The organism is Ureibacillus chungkukjangi, from assembly GCF_003217295.1.
GTDB classification, from domain to species: Bacteria; Bacillota; Bacilli; order Bacillales_A; family Planococcaceae; genus Ureibacillus; species Ureibacillus chungkukjangi.
Genome location: NZ_QJTJ01000006.1, coordinates 35,866 through 52,397 on the forward strand (window position 1 = coordinate 35,866; position 16,532 = coordinate 52,397).

Below are 16,532 nucleotides of genomic sequence, written 5' to 3' on the forward strand. Positions count from 1 at the left end.
GGAGATAGGAGTGGAATGCGTTTCATGTAGGTGATGAAACGCGTTAGGGAGTGGAGATAGGAGTGGGATGCGTTTCATGTAGGTGATGAAACGCGTTAGGGGACGGAGATAGGAATGGAATGCGTTTGATGTGGGAGATGAAACGCATTAGGGAGTGGAATTTGTAGTGGGATGCGTTTCATGTGGTTGATGAAACGTGTTAGGGAGTGGAGATGGTAATGGAATGCGTTTGATGTGGGAGATGAAACGCGTTAGGGGACGGAGAAAGGAGTGGAATGCGTTTCATGTAGGCGATGAAACGTGTTAGGGGACGGAGAAAGGAGTGGAATGCGTTTGATGTGGGAGATAAAACGTGTTAGGGAGTGGAATTTGTAGTGGGATGCGTTTCATGTAGGTGATGAAACGCGTTAGGGAGTGGAATTTGGAGTGGGATGCGTTTCATGTAGGTGATGAAACGCGTTAGGGAGTGGAGCTGGTAATGGAATGCGTTTGATATGGGAGATGAAACGTGTTAGGGAGTGGAATTTGGAGTGGAATGCGTTTCATGTAGGTGATGAAACGCGTTAGGGAGTGGAGATAGGAGTGGGATGCGTTTCATGTAGGTGATGAAACGCGTTAGGGGACGGAGATAGGAATGGAATGCGTTTGATGTGGGAGATGAAACGCATTAGGGAGTGGAATTTGTAGTGGAATGCGTTTCATGTAGGCTATGAAACGTGTTAGGGAGTGGAGCTGGTAATGGAATGCGTTTGATGTGGGAGATGAAACGCGTTAGGGAGTGGAATTTGGAGTGGGATGCGTTTCATGTAGGAGATGAAACGCGTTAGGGAGTGGAGATAGGAGTGGGATGCGTTTCATGTAGGTGATGAAACGCGTTAGGCGGTGGAGATTGGATTAGAATGCGTTTCATAACGGGAATGAAACTCATTAGACGATGTAGATGGGATTAGAATACGTTTCATAACGCAGATAAAACGCGTTAGAACTAGAAAAATCACTTAACAAGCACTTCATAACCAGCATCGATCATATTAACGACAAGAGCTTCACGAAAAACGCAATTCACAACCTCTATCCGCAAGCCTCAATTGAAATCCCATCCCCAATTAATCTATCAAATTCCAAAAAATATACATGCTACAGTAAGATAAAATTCGACATAAATAGAAGCTATTCTCCTCCTCAAGAATGTAGTTTATCCAGTAGCTACTCTTTTCCTAAAGCCGCATCCTACCACTTAAACTCCACACTATATCCAGAACCTATTATAAGGGCAGCTATTATCAGCATGCCTATCCATTTTCCAACAAGATAGCTGTAAAGACACTTCACATTGGCTCAAGCCTACTTGTTCACTAAGATTATTCATCGCAAAAATACAATTTTAAATCAACTATACTTACACAACTTTCAATATCAATTTTATTAATCTTTTAATTTTTACTTCTGCATACACAATTTTCCCCAAGTCGAATATTTCTACATATCGTGTCGAAATTACTCAGTTTTTTAAGGGTTATTGTCAAAAAGAAATTCGAGTTTTGTACGATGGTTTGACAATTTCTGAAGAGGCAGGATGGTACTCTATTTACAGGAGGACGCTGAAATGATTGGAGAATTACTCGTACTATACAATACGTTATTTAACTATTTTTTATTAAAATTCACGCAAGAAATAACGGGATTGTATGTGAAAAGGAGTAGGTTGCTACTTAGTGCGTTTTGTAGTGGACTGATTGCCAGCATTTTCTACCAGACATTACTTGGAGCCTTACTGAGTTTTATCGTACTAATTGGAATGGCCTTTTCCTTTAGACTCCAGTCGTTGTTAAAGCAAGGCACTGTACTTTTTATTACAACGTTTTTTCTAGGTGGCGTTTTAACAAGCTTACTGCCCTTTTTATTAAATCAATCCGATGTCACCTTTTTTATATTATGTACAGCAGTCGCCTTTCTCGGTTTAACAGCGATTCATTCAAAGTGGAGAGAAATGATGCAATCAAAGATTCAACATTCATTTGTCGTAGATTGTGACCTCGAATTATTTAAAAACACATATAGTTTAAAAGGATTTATTGACACGGGGAATGAGTGCTCGGAGCCTATGAGTGGAAAGCCGGTACATTTTCTTTCGTATTCGGCAGTCTCAAAGGAGCTACCAGAGGACTTCCATAAAGCGTTACTAGAATGGGATGAAAAGAATCCTTATCAGCTTAAGATGTTTCCTACGTATGTCTATCCAAAGGTAAGGGTCTTAACGCTGTCGACAGTTCAACAGGAACGTTCAACAGTTCTTGCCTTCCGTTTTGACAAACTAAAACTAAGTGGGACAACTACGAAAGAAATTTTCGAACAGTATGTTGTTTTCACAAAGCAGGATGCGAGGTATCCACAAGACGCACAAATGATTCTTCATGTTTTGGCACTTTAAGCTACTAACTTATGGTAGCAGTGAGCTGCTTCGATTCATTTACAAAACGATTTGTAAATGCTGAACGAAGCTACTAGAACCAAAATTTGGACAAGGTGCTAGGTGTATTCAACCCGCATTTAAGGGTACTAAAATCTCCTTCCTAGATGATGAGTAAAGTGAAGAAGTGTAGGAGAGGTAAGTCCACAAGCGCCAAATCAGCTCACCTAACAAAAGCTAGACAGGTTTTAGCTATTGGAGGGTCACTTAATCAAACTTACGCATAAAGGGGGAAAATGATTGTTTAATAAAATTATTGACTTATTTAGAAAAATTTGGAGTAAGTTTCGACTAAAGGGAACGTACTATATAGGAGGGCACGATTCATTGCCAGTACCATTAACTAGAGAAGAAGAGACGACAGTTATTGAAGCCTTTATGAATGGTGATTTAAGAGCAAGAGATACACTAATTGAGAGAAACCTTCGTCTTGTTGTATATATTGCAAGACGTTTTGATAACACAGGTACACCTATTGAAGATCTAATCAGCATCGGTTCCATTGGTTTAATCAAAGCCATTGAGACCTTTAATACAGAAAAGAATATTAAATTAGCAACTTACGCTTCCAGATGTATTGAAAACGAAATCTTGATGCATTTGAGAAAGACAAGCCGTATGAAGGGGGAGGTTTCGTTAGACGAGCCTTTAAATTCCGATCCAGATGGAAATGAATTACTCCTTTCAGACATTCTTGGTACAGAAGAACAAATTATTATGAATGATGTGGAAAAGAAGATTGAACGTCAGCATATGTTCCAGGCGATTAATGGCTTAAGTGAACGTGAACGATACATTATGGAATGTCGATTTGGTTTAAACGGGAAGCAAGAAATGACACAAAAAGAGGTGGCCGACCATTTAGGCATTTCACAATCCTATATTTCACGTTTAGAAAAGAAAATAATTTTAGATTTACGTGAACATTTAAATCAACCAATTTCTTAATTTATATAATAAGAAAGGTTTTATTTTAAACAAATACAATTGAATATTAAGAGCTTTAGTACGAATCCGATTGGATGAAATTGGACGAAAATTTTGTGCATATTCTTTTTTATTCCGGACAAACTTAAAAAACAGTTCAGAGATATATGTGAAACTTTCATAAAAATTCCTTATGAAGGTTGAAGTGCATCTCATGTGCTTCATAGACATAGCTGCATTCATTTATGCTCCTATTTCTGTGCACATAGAAATTCATGCATTTCTTGACTGTATATTCCTTTGGTCATAACAGCAGGAGAATGCGGGGAAAAAAATGACAGTTCGGAGGAAAAGAAGATGGTTCGTACTAAGGTAGAACTTTGTGGTGTAGATACTGCTTCTTTGCCAGTGCTAAAACATGAAGAGATGAGAGAGCTGTTCGTTCGCTTACAAGCTGGAGAAGAATGGGTAAGAGATGAACTGGTAATTTGTAATTTAAGGCTTGTGTTAAGTATTGTCGGTAGGTTCTCCTATCGAGGCGAACAAGCAGATGACCTATTCCAAGTAGGTTGTATCGGTTTATTAAAAGCTATTGATCATTTTGACCTTAAGCATAATGTTCGATTTTCAACATATGCTGTACCAATGATCATCGGTGAAATTAGAAGACATTTGCGTGATCATCATGCATTACGCGTTTCCAGATCCTTAAGAGATATTGCTTACAAAACAATGCAGGCAAAGGAAGCGTTTATTTCAGAAAATCTACATGAGCCGACAATTGAACAATTGGCAGAAGCAATCGAGATGAAAAAGGAAGATGTATTGTATGCACTGGATGCAATTCAGGATCCTTTATCACTGCAAGAGCCAATTTACTCAGATGGCGGTGATGCCGTTTATATTATGGATCAGTTAAGAGATGATGATGTATCAGAGGAACAGTGGGTTGCATATGTAAGTGTAAAAGAAAGTATGCAAAAGCTAGATGAAAGACAGCAAATGATACTATCAAAACGATTCTATTACGGCGAAACACAAACGGAAATTGCAAAATCACTTGGCATATCTCAGGCGCAAATTTCTCGATTAGAAAAAAATGCAATTGAGACAATGCAAAAAGACTATAAATTAGGATAAAACATGCGGCGCACTTATCTTTTAAGTGCGTTTTTATTTGGTAATAAAGCCTTGACACAATAAATCCAGAAAATCCTTTGTATAAGTAAATATTTTGCCTCACCAAGCATAAGTGTTATTAAAGAGTGGTATATGTGAAAATGTACAAGAAGGGAGATCGGATTTGCGTTTTTCTGATGTGCAGCAAAAGGAAATTATTGAAGCTGGCAGTGGTCGTTTTATTGGGTATATTGTGGACGCCGAGGTGGATGAAAAGTCAGGGAACATAGTAGCTTTTCTAGTTTCAGAGCCAAAAAAATTTATGTCCTTTATGCAAAGTGACGAGCAAGTAAGAAAAGTAATGATTAGCGATGTGCTCGTAGTAGGAAAAGATGTTATTTTAGTTAGAGAACTTGTCTGATAGAAGTAGCAATGCATTGAAAAGTAGCATGTAGATTGATACAATAAAAGAAACTAATGATGTAAAGTTGGGTTTAAATTGGCAAAGATTACAGAAAACTTACAATTCATAAATGAAAAAATAAAACAGGCAAAAAATCGTTCTGAAAAAAAGCAGGACGTAACCGTAATTGCTGTAACAAAACAGGTCACTACCGAAAGAGCTTTTGAAGCGATAGAAGCAGGGCTAATTCATCTTGGTGAAAACCGACCAGAAGGATTATTGGCTAAAAAAAGCGAAATTAATAATCAAGCCAAATGGCATTATATTGGCTCGTTACAGTCAAGAAAAGTAAAACAAGTAATCAATGAAATTGACTATCTCCATTCTTTAGACCGTTTTAGTTTAGCTGAAGAAATTGATAAAAGAGCACAAAAAACGATTAATTGCTTTGTGCAAGCAAATGTATCAGGAGAAGAGTCAAAGCACGGACTTAACAGAGATGAGGTAATACCTTTTATCGAAAGTCTAGCGGAATTTGAACATATTCGCATCGTCGGCTTAATGACAATGGCTCCAAATACAGAAGATGAAGAAATAATTCGAAACGTGTTTCGTGAATTAAAAAATCTACAACAGGAAGTTGTTAAGCTCAACTTACCGTTTGCACCATGTCAAGAGCTTTCAATGGGTATGTCAAATGACTACGAAATTGCAGTTGAAGAGGGTGCAACCTTTGTAAGAATTGGAACAGCTCTTGTTGGATAGAAAAGAGGGATATTAGATGAGCATGAAAAACAAAATCAAAAATTTCTTTTACTTAGAGGAAGAAGAGGAAGCAGCAGCACAAGTGCAAGCTCAAAGCCCAGTGAATCTTCCAAAAGAGCAACCGGTAGTAAAATCTCGCACGAAAAAGGAAAGAAAAGTAGTGGAGGTAGAAGCAGCTACAGCGCAGCCACCACGTAATGTTGTAAGCCTGCAAGCTGCAAACTCGCTGAAAAATTCGAAAGTAGTCATTATCGAACCACGTGTATACGCAGAAGCGCAGGATATTGCCGAGCATTTAAAAAATAAACGTGCTATTATTGTCAATTTACAAAGAATTGATCGTGAATCCGGGATACGAATTATCGATTTCTTGAGTGGAACAGTGTATGCTTTAGGTGGAGATATTCAAAGAATCGGTACGGATATCTTCTTATGCACACCAGAAAATGTAGAGGTATCTGGTGAAATCTCTAATTATTTTTCTGAGGAATACTAGCTTCATTCCCTTCCAAGGAATGGAGTTTCCCTCTGGTATTGAAGTACATAAAAGAGCAATCAACTAGCTTGGGTAAGGTTTTACTCCTAGCAATTAAGGGGAATTTAATTTAGAGAGGGTTATCAATTAATATGTTACTATCAATTATAAACGTAATCTCAATTGCATTCTCGATTTATTCGTTTATGCTAATTATTTACATTTTAATGTCCTGGGTTCCGGCAGCTAAAGAATCTGGATTCGGACGTTTATTAGCAAAAGCATGTGAGCCTTATTTAGGCTTCTTTAGAAAGTTCATCCCACCAATCGGTATGATCGATTTTTCTCCAATCATCGGTATCTTATTATTAAGCTTTATCGAGAACGGCGTAAAAATTGTTATTTATAATATCTTTAACCTGATTGCATAGGACAAGCCCCTACGAATGAGTGGGGGTTTTTTATATAAGTTGAAAAGCATTTTAGCTAAAAGGAGTTTACTCCACATATTTAAGTAGAAACCGTTTAAGTAAGAACTTTATGAGAAAAAAACTCTAGCTTTTTACTATAAAACTTAAAAATTTAGGAATAATAATATTTATAAAGAGGGGCTTTTTTCAGATGGAGCATTTAATCCAGCATTTTAGAAAAGATGAACAGACGTTTATAGAAAAGGTCATTGGCTGGCAACGGGAAGTAGAGGACCGTTTTGCTCCAAAGCTAACAGATTTCCTTGACCCTCGAGAGCGCTTCATTGTTTCGTCCATCATCGGTCAGGCTAATGATTTGCAAGTGAAAACCTTTGGAGGGTTTCAAGAAGCAGAGCGGCAAAGACTATTTATCTGCCCAAGTTACTTTGAACCATCCTTAGATGACTTCCAAATTACCTTTTTCTCTATTAACTACCCTTCTAAATTTGTGCAGTTAAAGCATCCGGATGTTCTAGGGGCTCTATTATCACTAGGCATTGAACGCAGTAAATTTGGGGATATAAGAATCGAAGAAAACACTATCCAATTTGCAGCGGTAGGGGAAGTACAAGACTATATTCTAGCTAATTTAACCTCCATTGGAAAATCGAAAGTGAAGCTAGAATATGTAAAAACTACGGATCAATTAATCACCGTAACGGAAGAATGGTTTGACAATACCTATACCGTAGCATCTATGAGGCTAGATGTGATACTCGCAACGGTAGTGAATATATCTAGACAAAAGTCTCAAAGTCTCATCAAGGCTGGAAAAGTAAAAGTAAATTGGACCGTTAGAGAGGATACTTCCTTTGAGGTTCAAGAAGGCGATGTCATTTCAGCCAGAGGTCATGGAAGAATCAAGGTCATGATGACTGAGGGTAGAACAAAAAAGGATAAGATACGACTTCAAGTAGGACGATTAGAGCAAAAATAGTAGTTTCTGGTGAAAATTTACGAAAATTTGATGTCAAGTGACGACACGAGTTGTATAATAGGATTAGTTATTTCAAATGAGAAGGAGTGTTGACCATGCCATTATCACCTCTTGATATACATAATAAAGAATTTACTAGAGGCTTCCGCGGCTATGCAGAAGACGAAGTGAACGAATTTCTAGATCAAATTATTAAAGATTATGAAATTATCCTTCGTGAGAAAAAAGAGTTAGAAGAGAAGATTAAAACAATGACTGTACAAATGGGTCATTATAATACACTAGAAGAAACATTACAAAAATCTATCGTTGTAGCTCAAGAAGCAGCAGAAGAGGTTCGTCGTAATTCTCAGCAGGAGTCTAAGCTAATTATTAAAGAGGCTGAAAAGAATGCTGATCGTATTGTCAATGAAGCATTGGGCAAAGCTCGTAAAATTGCAATTGAAATTGATGAGTTGAAAAAACAATCGAAAGTATTCCGCAATCGATTCAAAATGCTAGTCGAAGCTCAATTAGACTTGTTAAGTACAGATGACTGGGATCATTTAATGGAATATGATGTGGGTCTTACTGAAATCCAAAAGCATGCGAGAAAAGAAACAGATGAAATCGAGCTTACAAGTGAAGAGTTAAACAAGCTTCTATAATATCCGATTTACTTGACGAAAATTATTTGGTTTCATATACTGATAAACGAGATTAAAAAATAACTTAAAATATGCGTTGACGGAGACAGTATTTTTTTGAATGTGGACACAAGCGATTCGAGGATGGTGAAAGCTCGAACAATACCTTCAATAAAAGAAAATCACTCCCGAGCAAAATCCCTGAAAAAGAGCGCGCAAAATAGTGCTGTAAGTAAGTGATTTCGTTAACACTAGCGTTAAAGTGTCTAAGAGGTAATCTAATCTTAGTGTTAGATTGCAAATTAGGGTGGTACCACGAGTTATAGCTTCTCGTCCCTTTTACCAGGGATGAGAGGCTTTTTTTATTTTTAAAAAAGTTCTGAGTCATTTATATTGGATTCAAAAAAAGGCTTCTAATCTACAACATGTTGCCTACTATGTAAGCCCTGCAATAGATCACAATATCCACTTTATTTATTGATTTAAACAACGCTAGTTATTTTAAGAATTAAGAAGTTGAAACTTTAGGAGGACTTAAAATGGTCGAGTACAAAGATACGTTATTAATGCCAAAGACAGATTTCCCAATGCGTGGAAACTTACCGGCAAATGAACCAAAAATGCAAGAAAAATGGAATGAAATGGACATCAACGCAAAGGTGCTAGAGCGTACAAAAGACCGTCCGCATTTCGTTCTACACGATGGTCCTCCATATGCTAACGGAGATATCCACATCGGGCATGCATTAAACAAGGTTATTAAAGATATGATCAACCGTCATCGTTCAATGACTGGCTACCATGTTCCATATGTACCAGGCTGGGATACACACGGTTTACCAATCGAGCAGGCTCTTACAAACAAAGGTGTAAAACGTAAAGAAATGACAGTAGCCGAGTTCCGTGAGCTATGTGAAAAATATGCCTATGAGCAGGTTGAAAACCAAAAATCACAATTCAGACGTTTAGGTGTTCGTGGTGATTGGGAAAATCCTTACATCACATTAAAGCCGGAATTTGAATCACGTCAAATCGAAGTATTCGGTAAAATGGCTGAAAAAGGCTATATCTATAAAGGTTTAAAGCCAGTTTATTGGTCTCCTTCTTCAGAGTCAGCTCTTGCAGAAGCAGAAATCGAGTATCAAGATATTAAATCACCTTCAATTTATGTAAGCTTCGGCATTAAGGATGCAAAGGGAGTTGTTCCTGGGGATGCAAAATTCATTATCTGGACAACGACACCATGGACTATTCCTGCAAACTTAGGGATTTCCTTAAACCCTGAAATTACTTACGTAGTAGTGGCTGTAAATGATAACAAATTTATCATTGCAAAGGATTTATTAGAAACAGTTTCACAAACACTAGAGTGGGAAAATGCAGAGGTTGTTCAAGAAGTAAAAGGGCAAGAGCTTGAATACGTAGTTGCTAAACACCCATTATATGACCGAGATTCTTTAATCATGGTTGGGGATCACGTTACTACTGATGCTGGTACAGGATGTGTTCACACGGCTCCAGGTCATGGTGAAGACGACTTCCAGGTTGGTAAACGCTATGGTTTAGAAGTACTAAGCCCAATCAATGACCAAGGCTGCTATACAAATGAAGCACCTGGTTTTGAAGGTTTGTTTTATAACGATGCCAATAAAGTGGTTACTGAAAAGTTAAAAGAGGCTGGTGCTTTAGAAAAGCTATCCTTCTTCTCTCACTCATATCCACATGACTGGCGTACGAAAAAGCCGGTTATTTACCGTGCTACACCACAATGGTTCTGTTCTGTAGAAGCATTCCGTGATGAGCTATTAAATGCGGTTGAAAGCACTACTTTCACGCCGGCGTGGGGAGAAACACGACTATATAATATGCTTCGTGATCGTGGTGACTGGTGTATTTCTCGTCAGCGTGCATGGGGTGTTCCAATTCCAGTATTCTATACTGAAAATGGTGAAGAAATTATTACACCTGAAACAATTGCTCATGTATCAAAGCTGTTCCGTGAGCACGGTTCAAACATTTGGTTCCAATGGGAAGCGAAAGACTTACTTCCAGAAGGCTTTACACACCCTGGAAGTCCAAACGGAAAGTTCTCTAAAGAAAATGACATCATGGACGTATGGTTCGACTCAGGTTCATCACACCAAGGTGTACTTGTTGAGCGCGGCATGAAATATCCAGCTGATCTTTACCTGGAAGGCTCTGACCAACACCGTGGATGGTTCAACTCGTCATTAATCACATCAGTTGCCATTAATGGCTATGCACCATACAAAGGTCTATTAACGCATGGTTTCGTATTAGATGGCGATGGTCGTAAAATGAGTAAATCCTTAGGAAATGTTATCATTCCTGAAAAAGTAATGAATCAATATGGTGCAGATATCCTTCGTTTATGGGTAGCTTCAGTGGATTATACTGCTGATGTACGTATTTCGATGGATATGCTAAAGCAAATTTCTGAAGTATACCGCAAAATCCGTAACACACTTCGCTTCTTACACGGGAATGTCTCTGACTTCAATCCTAAAGAAGACCGCGTAGCTTACGAAGATTTACGCGAAATGGATCAATACATGTACATGCGTTTACAGGATGTTTTAAAGGCTGTACGTGCTGCTTATGATCGTTATGAATTTGCATCTGTTTACCACACTATTAATAACTTTGTTGCAGTTGAATTATCAGCGTTCTATTTAGATGTAGCAAAAGATGTGGTATATATCGAAGGTAAAGAGAACCATGATCGTCGTGCAATGCAAACAGTAATGTTTGATACGCTTCAAACATTGCTAAAAGTGTTAACACCGATTCTGCCGCATACAACAGATGAGCTATGGTCGTACTTAAACGAAGAAGAAGCCTCTGTTCAATTAACAGACTTCCCAGAGGTTGATGAGCATAGCAACTTCCCTGAGCTACGCGCGAAATGGGAAAAAGTAATTGCTGTACGTGACGAAGTACTTAAAGCACTAGAAGAAGCTCGTAATGCAAAAACAATCGGTAAATCATTAGAGGCTAAATTAACAATCTTTGCAAATGAAGAGGTTACAGCACTTTTAAATGATACAGCGGTTAACTTTGCTCAAAGCTGCATCATTTCTCAGCTGGAAGTAGTAGCAGGTAAAGAAAATGCACCTGAAAATGCTCTAGTTCTAGATAAAACTTCTATTGTAGTTGAAAAAGCAGGCGGAGAAAAATGTGAGCGTTGCTGGTCTTACTCAGAAACTGTAGGTCAAAACGAAGCACATCCTACTTTATGTAGCCGCTGTGCGGATGTAGTAGAAAAGCATTACGTTTAAAATTCATTTTTCTTAGTTGTCGGCTATATTAGTTAAAGTAGCGGATACTCGGACATTAATTGGCGAAAAAAAGCCAAAACTGACGGATATCCTATAAACTATTACGACGCGCAGATAAATAACCGCTCTCGTTTTCGGGGGCGGTTGTTTTATAGTGACACAAAATAATGATGTTTAGTACCTACTGACATCGTTTAAGTGTTAGGATAACAGTATATATTAAATTTAATCTTTGCCATGGTTAATTTGAATGTGAAAAAAGGTAAAGATAATGGCTAATGGGGGAATACTGTGTATAAATACTATGGTATCGCTGCAATCGTTTTAATATTAGATCAGTGGACAAAATGGTTAGTTGTTAAAAATATGGAGCTTGGTGACCGTATCACAATCTGGGATCCATGGTTTGGGCTACTTTCCCATCGTAATCGTGGTGCTGCCTGGGGAATGCTACAAGGGCAAATGTGGATCTTTACCATTGTAACCTTAATCGTTATTGCAGGTATTATTTATTACTTCCATAAAGAAGCAAAAGGAAAGCCCGCTTTTGGAATCAGCTTAATGGTTTTACTTGGCGGGGCTTTAGGTAATTTTATCGATCGAATTTTCAGAGGAGAAGTAGTCGATTTTGCAGATGTACTAATCCCAATTATTAATTATGACTTCCCAATTTTTAATATTGCTGATGCAGCTTTAACAATTTCAGTTATCATGCTAATCATAGTAATGCTTAGAGAAGAACGGAATGAAAAGAAAAAGGTGAAATGATGACACTAGTCACAATTACAATCGAACAAGAAAACGCAGGAGAGCGTATTGACAAAGCGCTTTCAACAATTCAAGAAGAATGGTCAAGATCACAAATTTCCACTTGGATTACAGAGGGAATCGTGAAAGTAAATGGCGAAGATATTAAGCCGAAATACAAAGTAAAAGAAGGCGATGTCATTGAAGTGGACGTGCCAGACCCAGAGGTTCTAGAAGTAATTCCAGAGAATTTAGATTTAGAAATTATTTACGAAGACAAGGATGTACTTGTTGTAAATAAACCTAAAGGCATGGTGGTCCACCCGGCGCCTGGCCACTTAACAGGTACATTAGTAAATGGTTTAATGCATCATTGCAAGGATTTATCCGGCATTAACGGCATTTTACGACCAGGTATCGTACACCGAATCGACAAAGATACATCCGGATTATTGATGGTTGCTAAAAATGACCAAGCTCACCATTCGCTTGTAGATCAGCTTGTAAATAAAACTGTAACGCGTAAATATACAGCTCTAGTGCATGGACATATTGCACATGATAAAGGTACAGTAGACGCACCTATTGGACGTGATCCAAAAGATCGCCAAAAACAAGCCGTTGTTGATAATGGGAAGCATGCTGTCACTCATTTTAGTGTAATGGAACGACTTGGTGATTTCACACTTGTGGAATGCCGTCTAGAAACTGGGCGCACTCACCAAATCCGCGTCCACATGAATTATATTGGCTACCCCCTAGTAGGAGACCCAAAATACGGTCCAAAAAAGACAATCGACTTTGGTGGACAAGTGTTACACGCAGGCGTCTTAGGATTCGTCCATCCAACATCTGAAGAATACATGGAGTTTGAAGTACCACTACCAGATGACTATGTGGCATTATTAGAAGAACTACGAAAAGCATAATCAAAAACCCGTAGAGACAACGCTAAGTTGACTCTGCGGGTTTTTTTGTTGTGGGGAGGTGGGGAGTGGATTTGATAGATATAGGGGATGGATGAGTTTCAGATGTGGGGTGAAACGTGTTGGAAAGATGAGTTAGGGATGGAATGAGTTTCATAATGGAGTGAAACGCGTTGGGAGGAGAAGTTGGAGTTGGAATGCGATTCATATGTTGATATGAGATGCGTTAGGCGAGGGAGCTTGGTGCAGAATGCGTTATATAGTGAAGATGAAAAGTGTTGAGAGGAGAATGCGGAGTTGGAATGAGTTTCATAGTGGAGATGAAACGTGTTGGGAAAGGGAGTTGGTGCTGGAATGAGTTTCATAGTGGAGATGAAACGTGTTAGGAAGAGAAAGCGGAGTTGGAATGCGTTTCATAGTGGAGATGAAGCGTGTTGGTAAGAGGAGTTAGAGGCTGGAATGCGTATCATATGTAAGATGAAACGTGTTGGGAGGAGAAGTTGGAGTTGGAATGCGATTCATAGTGGAGATGAAACGTGTTGAGATGAGAAGTTGGAGTTGGAATGCGATTCATAGTGAAGATGAAAAGTGTTGAGAGGAGAATGCGGAGTTGGAATGAGTTTCATAGTGGAGATGAAACGTGTTGGGAAAGGGAGTTAGGGCTGGAATGCGTATCATATGTGAGATGAAACGTGTTGGGAGGAGAAATTGGAGTTGGAATGCGTTTCATACTGGAGATGAAACGTGTTAGGAGGAGAAGGTAGGGGTGGAATGCGTTTCATAATGGAGTGAAACGCGTCGGGAGGAGAAGTTGGAGGTGGAATGAGTTTAATAGTGGAGATGAAACGTTTTGGGAAAGGGAGTTGGTGCTGGAATGCGTTTCATATGTGAGATGAAACGTGTTAGGAAGAGAAAGCGGAGGTGGAATGCGATTCATAGTGGAGATGAAACGTGTTAGGAGGAGAAGTTGGAGTTGGAATGCGATTCATAGTGGAGATGAAACGTGTTGGTAAGAGGAGTTAGGGCTGGAATGTGTATCATATGTGAGATGAAACGTGTTGGGAGGAGGAGTTGGAGTTGGAATGAGTTTCATAATGGAGATAAAACGTGTTGGGAGGAGAAGGTAGGGGTGGAATGCGTTTCATAATGGAGTGAAACGCGTCGGGAGGAGAAGTTGGAGGTGGAATGCGATTCATAGTGAAGATGAAATGTGTTGGGGGTGAGGAGTTAGGGCTGGAATGCGTATCATATGTGAGATGAAACGTGTTGGGAGGAGAAGTTGGAGTTGGAATGCGATTCATAGTGGAGATGAAACGTGTTGGGAATAGAAAGCGGAGTTGGAATGCGTTTCAAAGTGGAGATGAAACGTGTTGGTAAGAGGAGTTAGAGTTGGAATGCGATTCATATGTGAGATGAAACGTGTTGGGAATAGGCGTTAGGGCTGGAATGCATTTCATAATGGAGATGAGACGCATTAGGCGAGGAGATTGGGGATGGAATGTATTCGGTTGGTAGAAATAGTTTTTATTTTTACGACGTTTTAGCAAGAATCTCTTTCCGCAAGGTAGCAAAAAGTTAGTGAATGCGACAATCGAGCAAGAATCTTACTCCAAAAGGTAGCAAAGTCCTCAGCATTAAGACAATCCAGCAAAAGACATACTTCAAAAGGTAGCAAAAAGTTAGTGAATGTGACGATCCAGTGAGATTCTTACTCCGAAAGGTAGCAAAGTCCTCAGCATTAAGACAATCCAGCAATAGACATACTTCAAAAGGTAGCAAAACGTTAGTGATTGCAACAATCGAGCAAGAATCTTACTCCAAAAGGTAGCAAAACCCTCAGCATTAAGACAATCCAGCAATAGACTTACTCCCAAAGGTAGCAAAAAGTTAGTGAATGTGACGATCCAGTGAGATTCTTACTTCGAAAGGTAGCAAAGTCCTCAGCATTAAGACAATCCAGCAATAGACATACTTCAAAAGGTAGCAAAAAGTTAGTGAATGCGACGATTCAGTGAGATTCTTACTTCGAAAGGTAGCAAAACCCTCAGCATTAAGACAATCCAGCAATAGACTTACTCCCAAAGGTAGCAAAAAGTTAGTGAATGCGACAATCGAGCAAGAATCTTACTCCAAAAGGTAGCAAAGTCCCCCGCATTAAGACGATCCAGCAAGAATCATACTCCAAAAGGTAGCACCCCCCCAGCATTAAAACGATCCAGCAAGAATCATACTCCAAAAGGTAGCAAAACCTCCAGTATTGCAACATTCAGCAAGAATCATACGCCGAAAAGTAGCACCCCCCCAGCATTACTACAATCCAGCGAGAATCTCACTTCGAATGATACCACCAACTCCCCCCAACCCCCACAACAATCTGAATCTACTCCCCTCTTAATATTTTCAAATAATTTTCAAAATAAGGTTGACGAATGACATTTACAATACTATACTAACAACAGTGAAGCCTACAGAGATGGGAACACGAAAAAGTAAAATCAAATAGAATCACCTTTAATGGCAGTCCAGAGAGGCTGAGAAGGTACTTGTAGAAATGTTATGGAATGATTATGCGCTTTTTTCGAATGAGGAATAGTTTAGACTGTTGACTCAAAATAGTAGGGAAAAGATTGCATCACTATACGAATATAGTGCGAAAATTGTCCGAACATGTTATTTCAACACGTATATCCAACCTCTTAAAGCCAAATGCTTTAAGAGGTTTTTATTTTGTGAAAAACTACAACCCTCTTTTGACTGAAACAAGCTATTTGTAAATCGAAATTAGGAAGGAGGAAAAATGATGGGACAAATTACAGAATTATTAGATGGCCCTTCAATGAATCGCGCTTTAACAAGAATTGCTCATGAAATCATCGAGAAGAACAAAGGAATCGACGAATGTATTTTAGTAGGCATTAAAACACGCGGTGCATTTCTAGCTAGAAGACTGGCAGACAAAATCGAGATGATCGAAGGAAAACCAATTCGTACAGGGGAATTAGATATCACGCTTTATCGAGATGATCTTACTACTAAAACCGAAAACGGTGAAGCACTCGTAAAACAGGTTGATATTGATTATGTAGTGGCGAATCAAAAAATTATTCTTGTAGATGACGTTCTGTACACTGGTCGTACAGTGAGAGCCGCTTTAGATGCAGTAATGGACTTAGGTCGACCTTCTCATATCCAGCTGGCTGTCCTTGTAGACAGGGGGCATCGTGAATTGCCAATCCGTGCTGATTATGTAGGAAAAAACATTCCAACATCAGGTGTCGAGAGAATCGTTGTTCGATTAACAGAAGTAGATAAAGAAGATAACGTAACACTTCATAAAGAAGATTAACTGACAAAAGAGGGAAATGAAT

13 protein-coding genes and 1 other annotated feature are annotated in these 16,532 nt (G+C 38.8%); all 13 genes read left to right on the forward strand.

Annotated features, from left to right (window positions below):
* Positions 1–1,606: 1,606 nt before the first annotated feature.
* On the forward strand, positions 1,607–2,431 hold the full coding sequence (locus BJ095_RS06615; protein WP_181417981.1) for a sigma-E processing peptidase SpoIIGA: 825 nt from the start codon (positions 1,607–1,609) through the stop codon (positions 2,429–2,431).
* 279 nt (positions 2,432–2,710) lie between these two features.
* A complete protein-coding gene (sigE, locus tag BJ095_RS06620; RefSeq protein WP_107933861.1) occupies positions 2,711–3,418 on the forward strand; it encodes an RNA polymerase sporulation sigma factor SigE in 708 nt (235 codons plus the stop codon).
* Between the two features lie 336 nt (positions 3,419–3,754).
* Positions 3,755–4,537, forward strand: coding sequence for an RNA polymerase sporulation sigma factor SigG (sigG, locus tag BJ095_RS06630; protein ID WP_107933865.1), 783 nt, complete (start codon positions 3,755–3,757; stop codon positions 4,535–4,537).
* A gap of 163 nt (positions 4,538–4,700) precedes the next feature.
* A complete protein-coding gene (locus BJ095_RS06635; protein WP_107933867.1) occupies positions 4,701–4,937 on the forward strand; it encodes a PRC-barrel domain-containing protein in 237 nt (78 codons plus the stop codon).
* 78 nt (positions 4,938–5,015) lie between these two features.
* The gene (locus BJ095_RS06640; RefSeq protein ID WP_107933869.1) at positions 5,016–5,684 is read left to right on the forward strand and encodes a YggS family pyridoxal phosphate-dependent enzyme; all 669 of its coding nucleotides are present in this window, start codon (positions 5,016–5,018) and stop codon (positions 5,682–5,684) included.
* Positions 5,685–5,700: 16 nt separating this feature from the next.
* Positions 5,701–6,180, forward strand: a complete 480-nt coding sequence (locus tag BJ095_RS06645) for a cell division protein SepF (protein WP_107933871.1) — start codon at positions 5,701–5,703, stop codon at positions 6,178–6,180.
* Between the two features lie 131 nt (positions 6,181–6,311).
* The gene (locus BJ095_RS06650; RefSeq protein ID WP_107933873.1) at positions 6,312–6,590 is read left to right on the forward strand and encodes a YggT family protein; all 279 of its coding nucleotides are present in this window, start codon (positions 6,312–6,314) and stop codon (positions 6,588–6,590) included.
* Positions 6,591–6,780: 190 nt separating this feature from the next.
* Positions 6,781–7,566, forward strand: a complete 786-nt coding sequence (locus tag BJ095_RS06655; RefSeq protein ID WP_107933875.1) for a YlmH family RNA-binding protein — start codon at positions 6,781–6,783, stop codon at positions 7,564–7,566.
* Positions 7,567–7,661: 95 nt separating this feature from the next.
* Positions 7,662–8,213 (forward strand): DivIVA domain-containing protein, encoded by a 552-nt coding sequence (locus tag BJ095_RS06660; RefSeq protein ID WP_107933877.1) that lies wholly within the window; start codon positions 7,662–7,664, stop codon positions 8,211–8,213.
* A 67-nt stretch (positions 8,214–8,280) separates the two neighbouring features.
* Positions 8,281–8,533: a binding site (T-box leader), on the forward strand.
* Positions 8,534–8,731: 198 nt separating this feature from the next.
* Entirely contained in the window at positions 8,732–11,491 is a 2,760-nt protein-coding gene (ileS, locus tag BJ095_RS06665; RefSeq protein ID WP_107933879.1) for an isoleucine--tRNA ligase, read from the forward strand.
* Between the two features lie 291 nt (positions 11,492–11,782).
* Entirely contained in the window at positions 11,783–12,259 is a 477-nt protein-coding gene (gene lspA, locus BJ095_RS06670; protein ID WP_107933881.1) for a signal peptidase II, read from the forward strand.
* Positions 12,259–13,167, forward strand: coding sequence for an RluA family pseudouridine synthase (locus tag BJ095_RS06675; RefSeq protein ID WP_107933883.1), 909 nt, complete (start codon positions 12,259–12,261; stop codon positions 13,165–13,167). The genes lspA and BJ095_RS06675 overlap by 1 nt, the downstream gene beginning before the upstream one ends.
* Before the next feature lie 2,797 nt (positions 13,168–15,964).
* On the forward strand, positions 15,965–16,510 hold the full coding sequence (pyrR, locus tag BJ095_RS06680; RefSeq protein WP_107933885.1) for a bifunctional pyr operon transcriptional regulator/uracil phosphoribosyltransferase PyrR: 546 nt from the start codon (positions 15,965–15,967) through the stop codon (positions 16,508–16,510).
* The last annotated feature ends 22 nt before the right edge of the window (positions 16,511–16,532 follow it).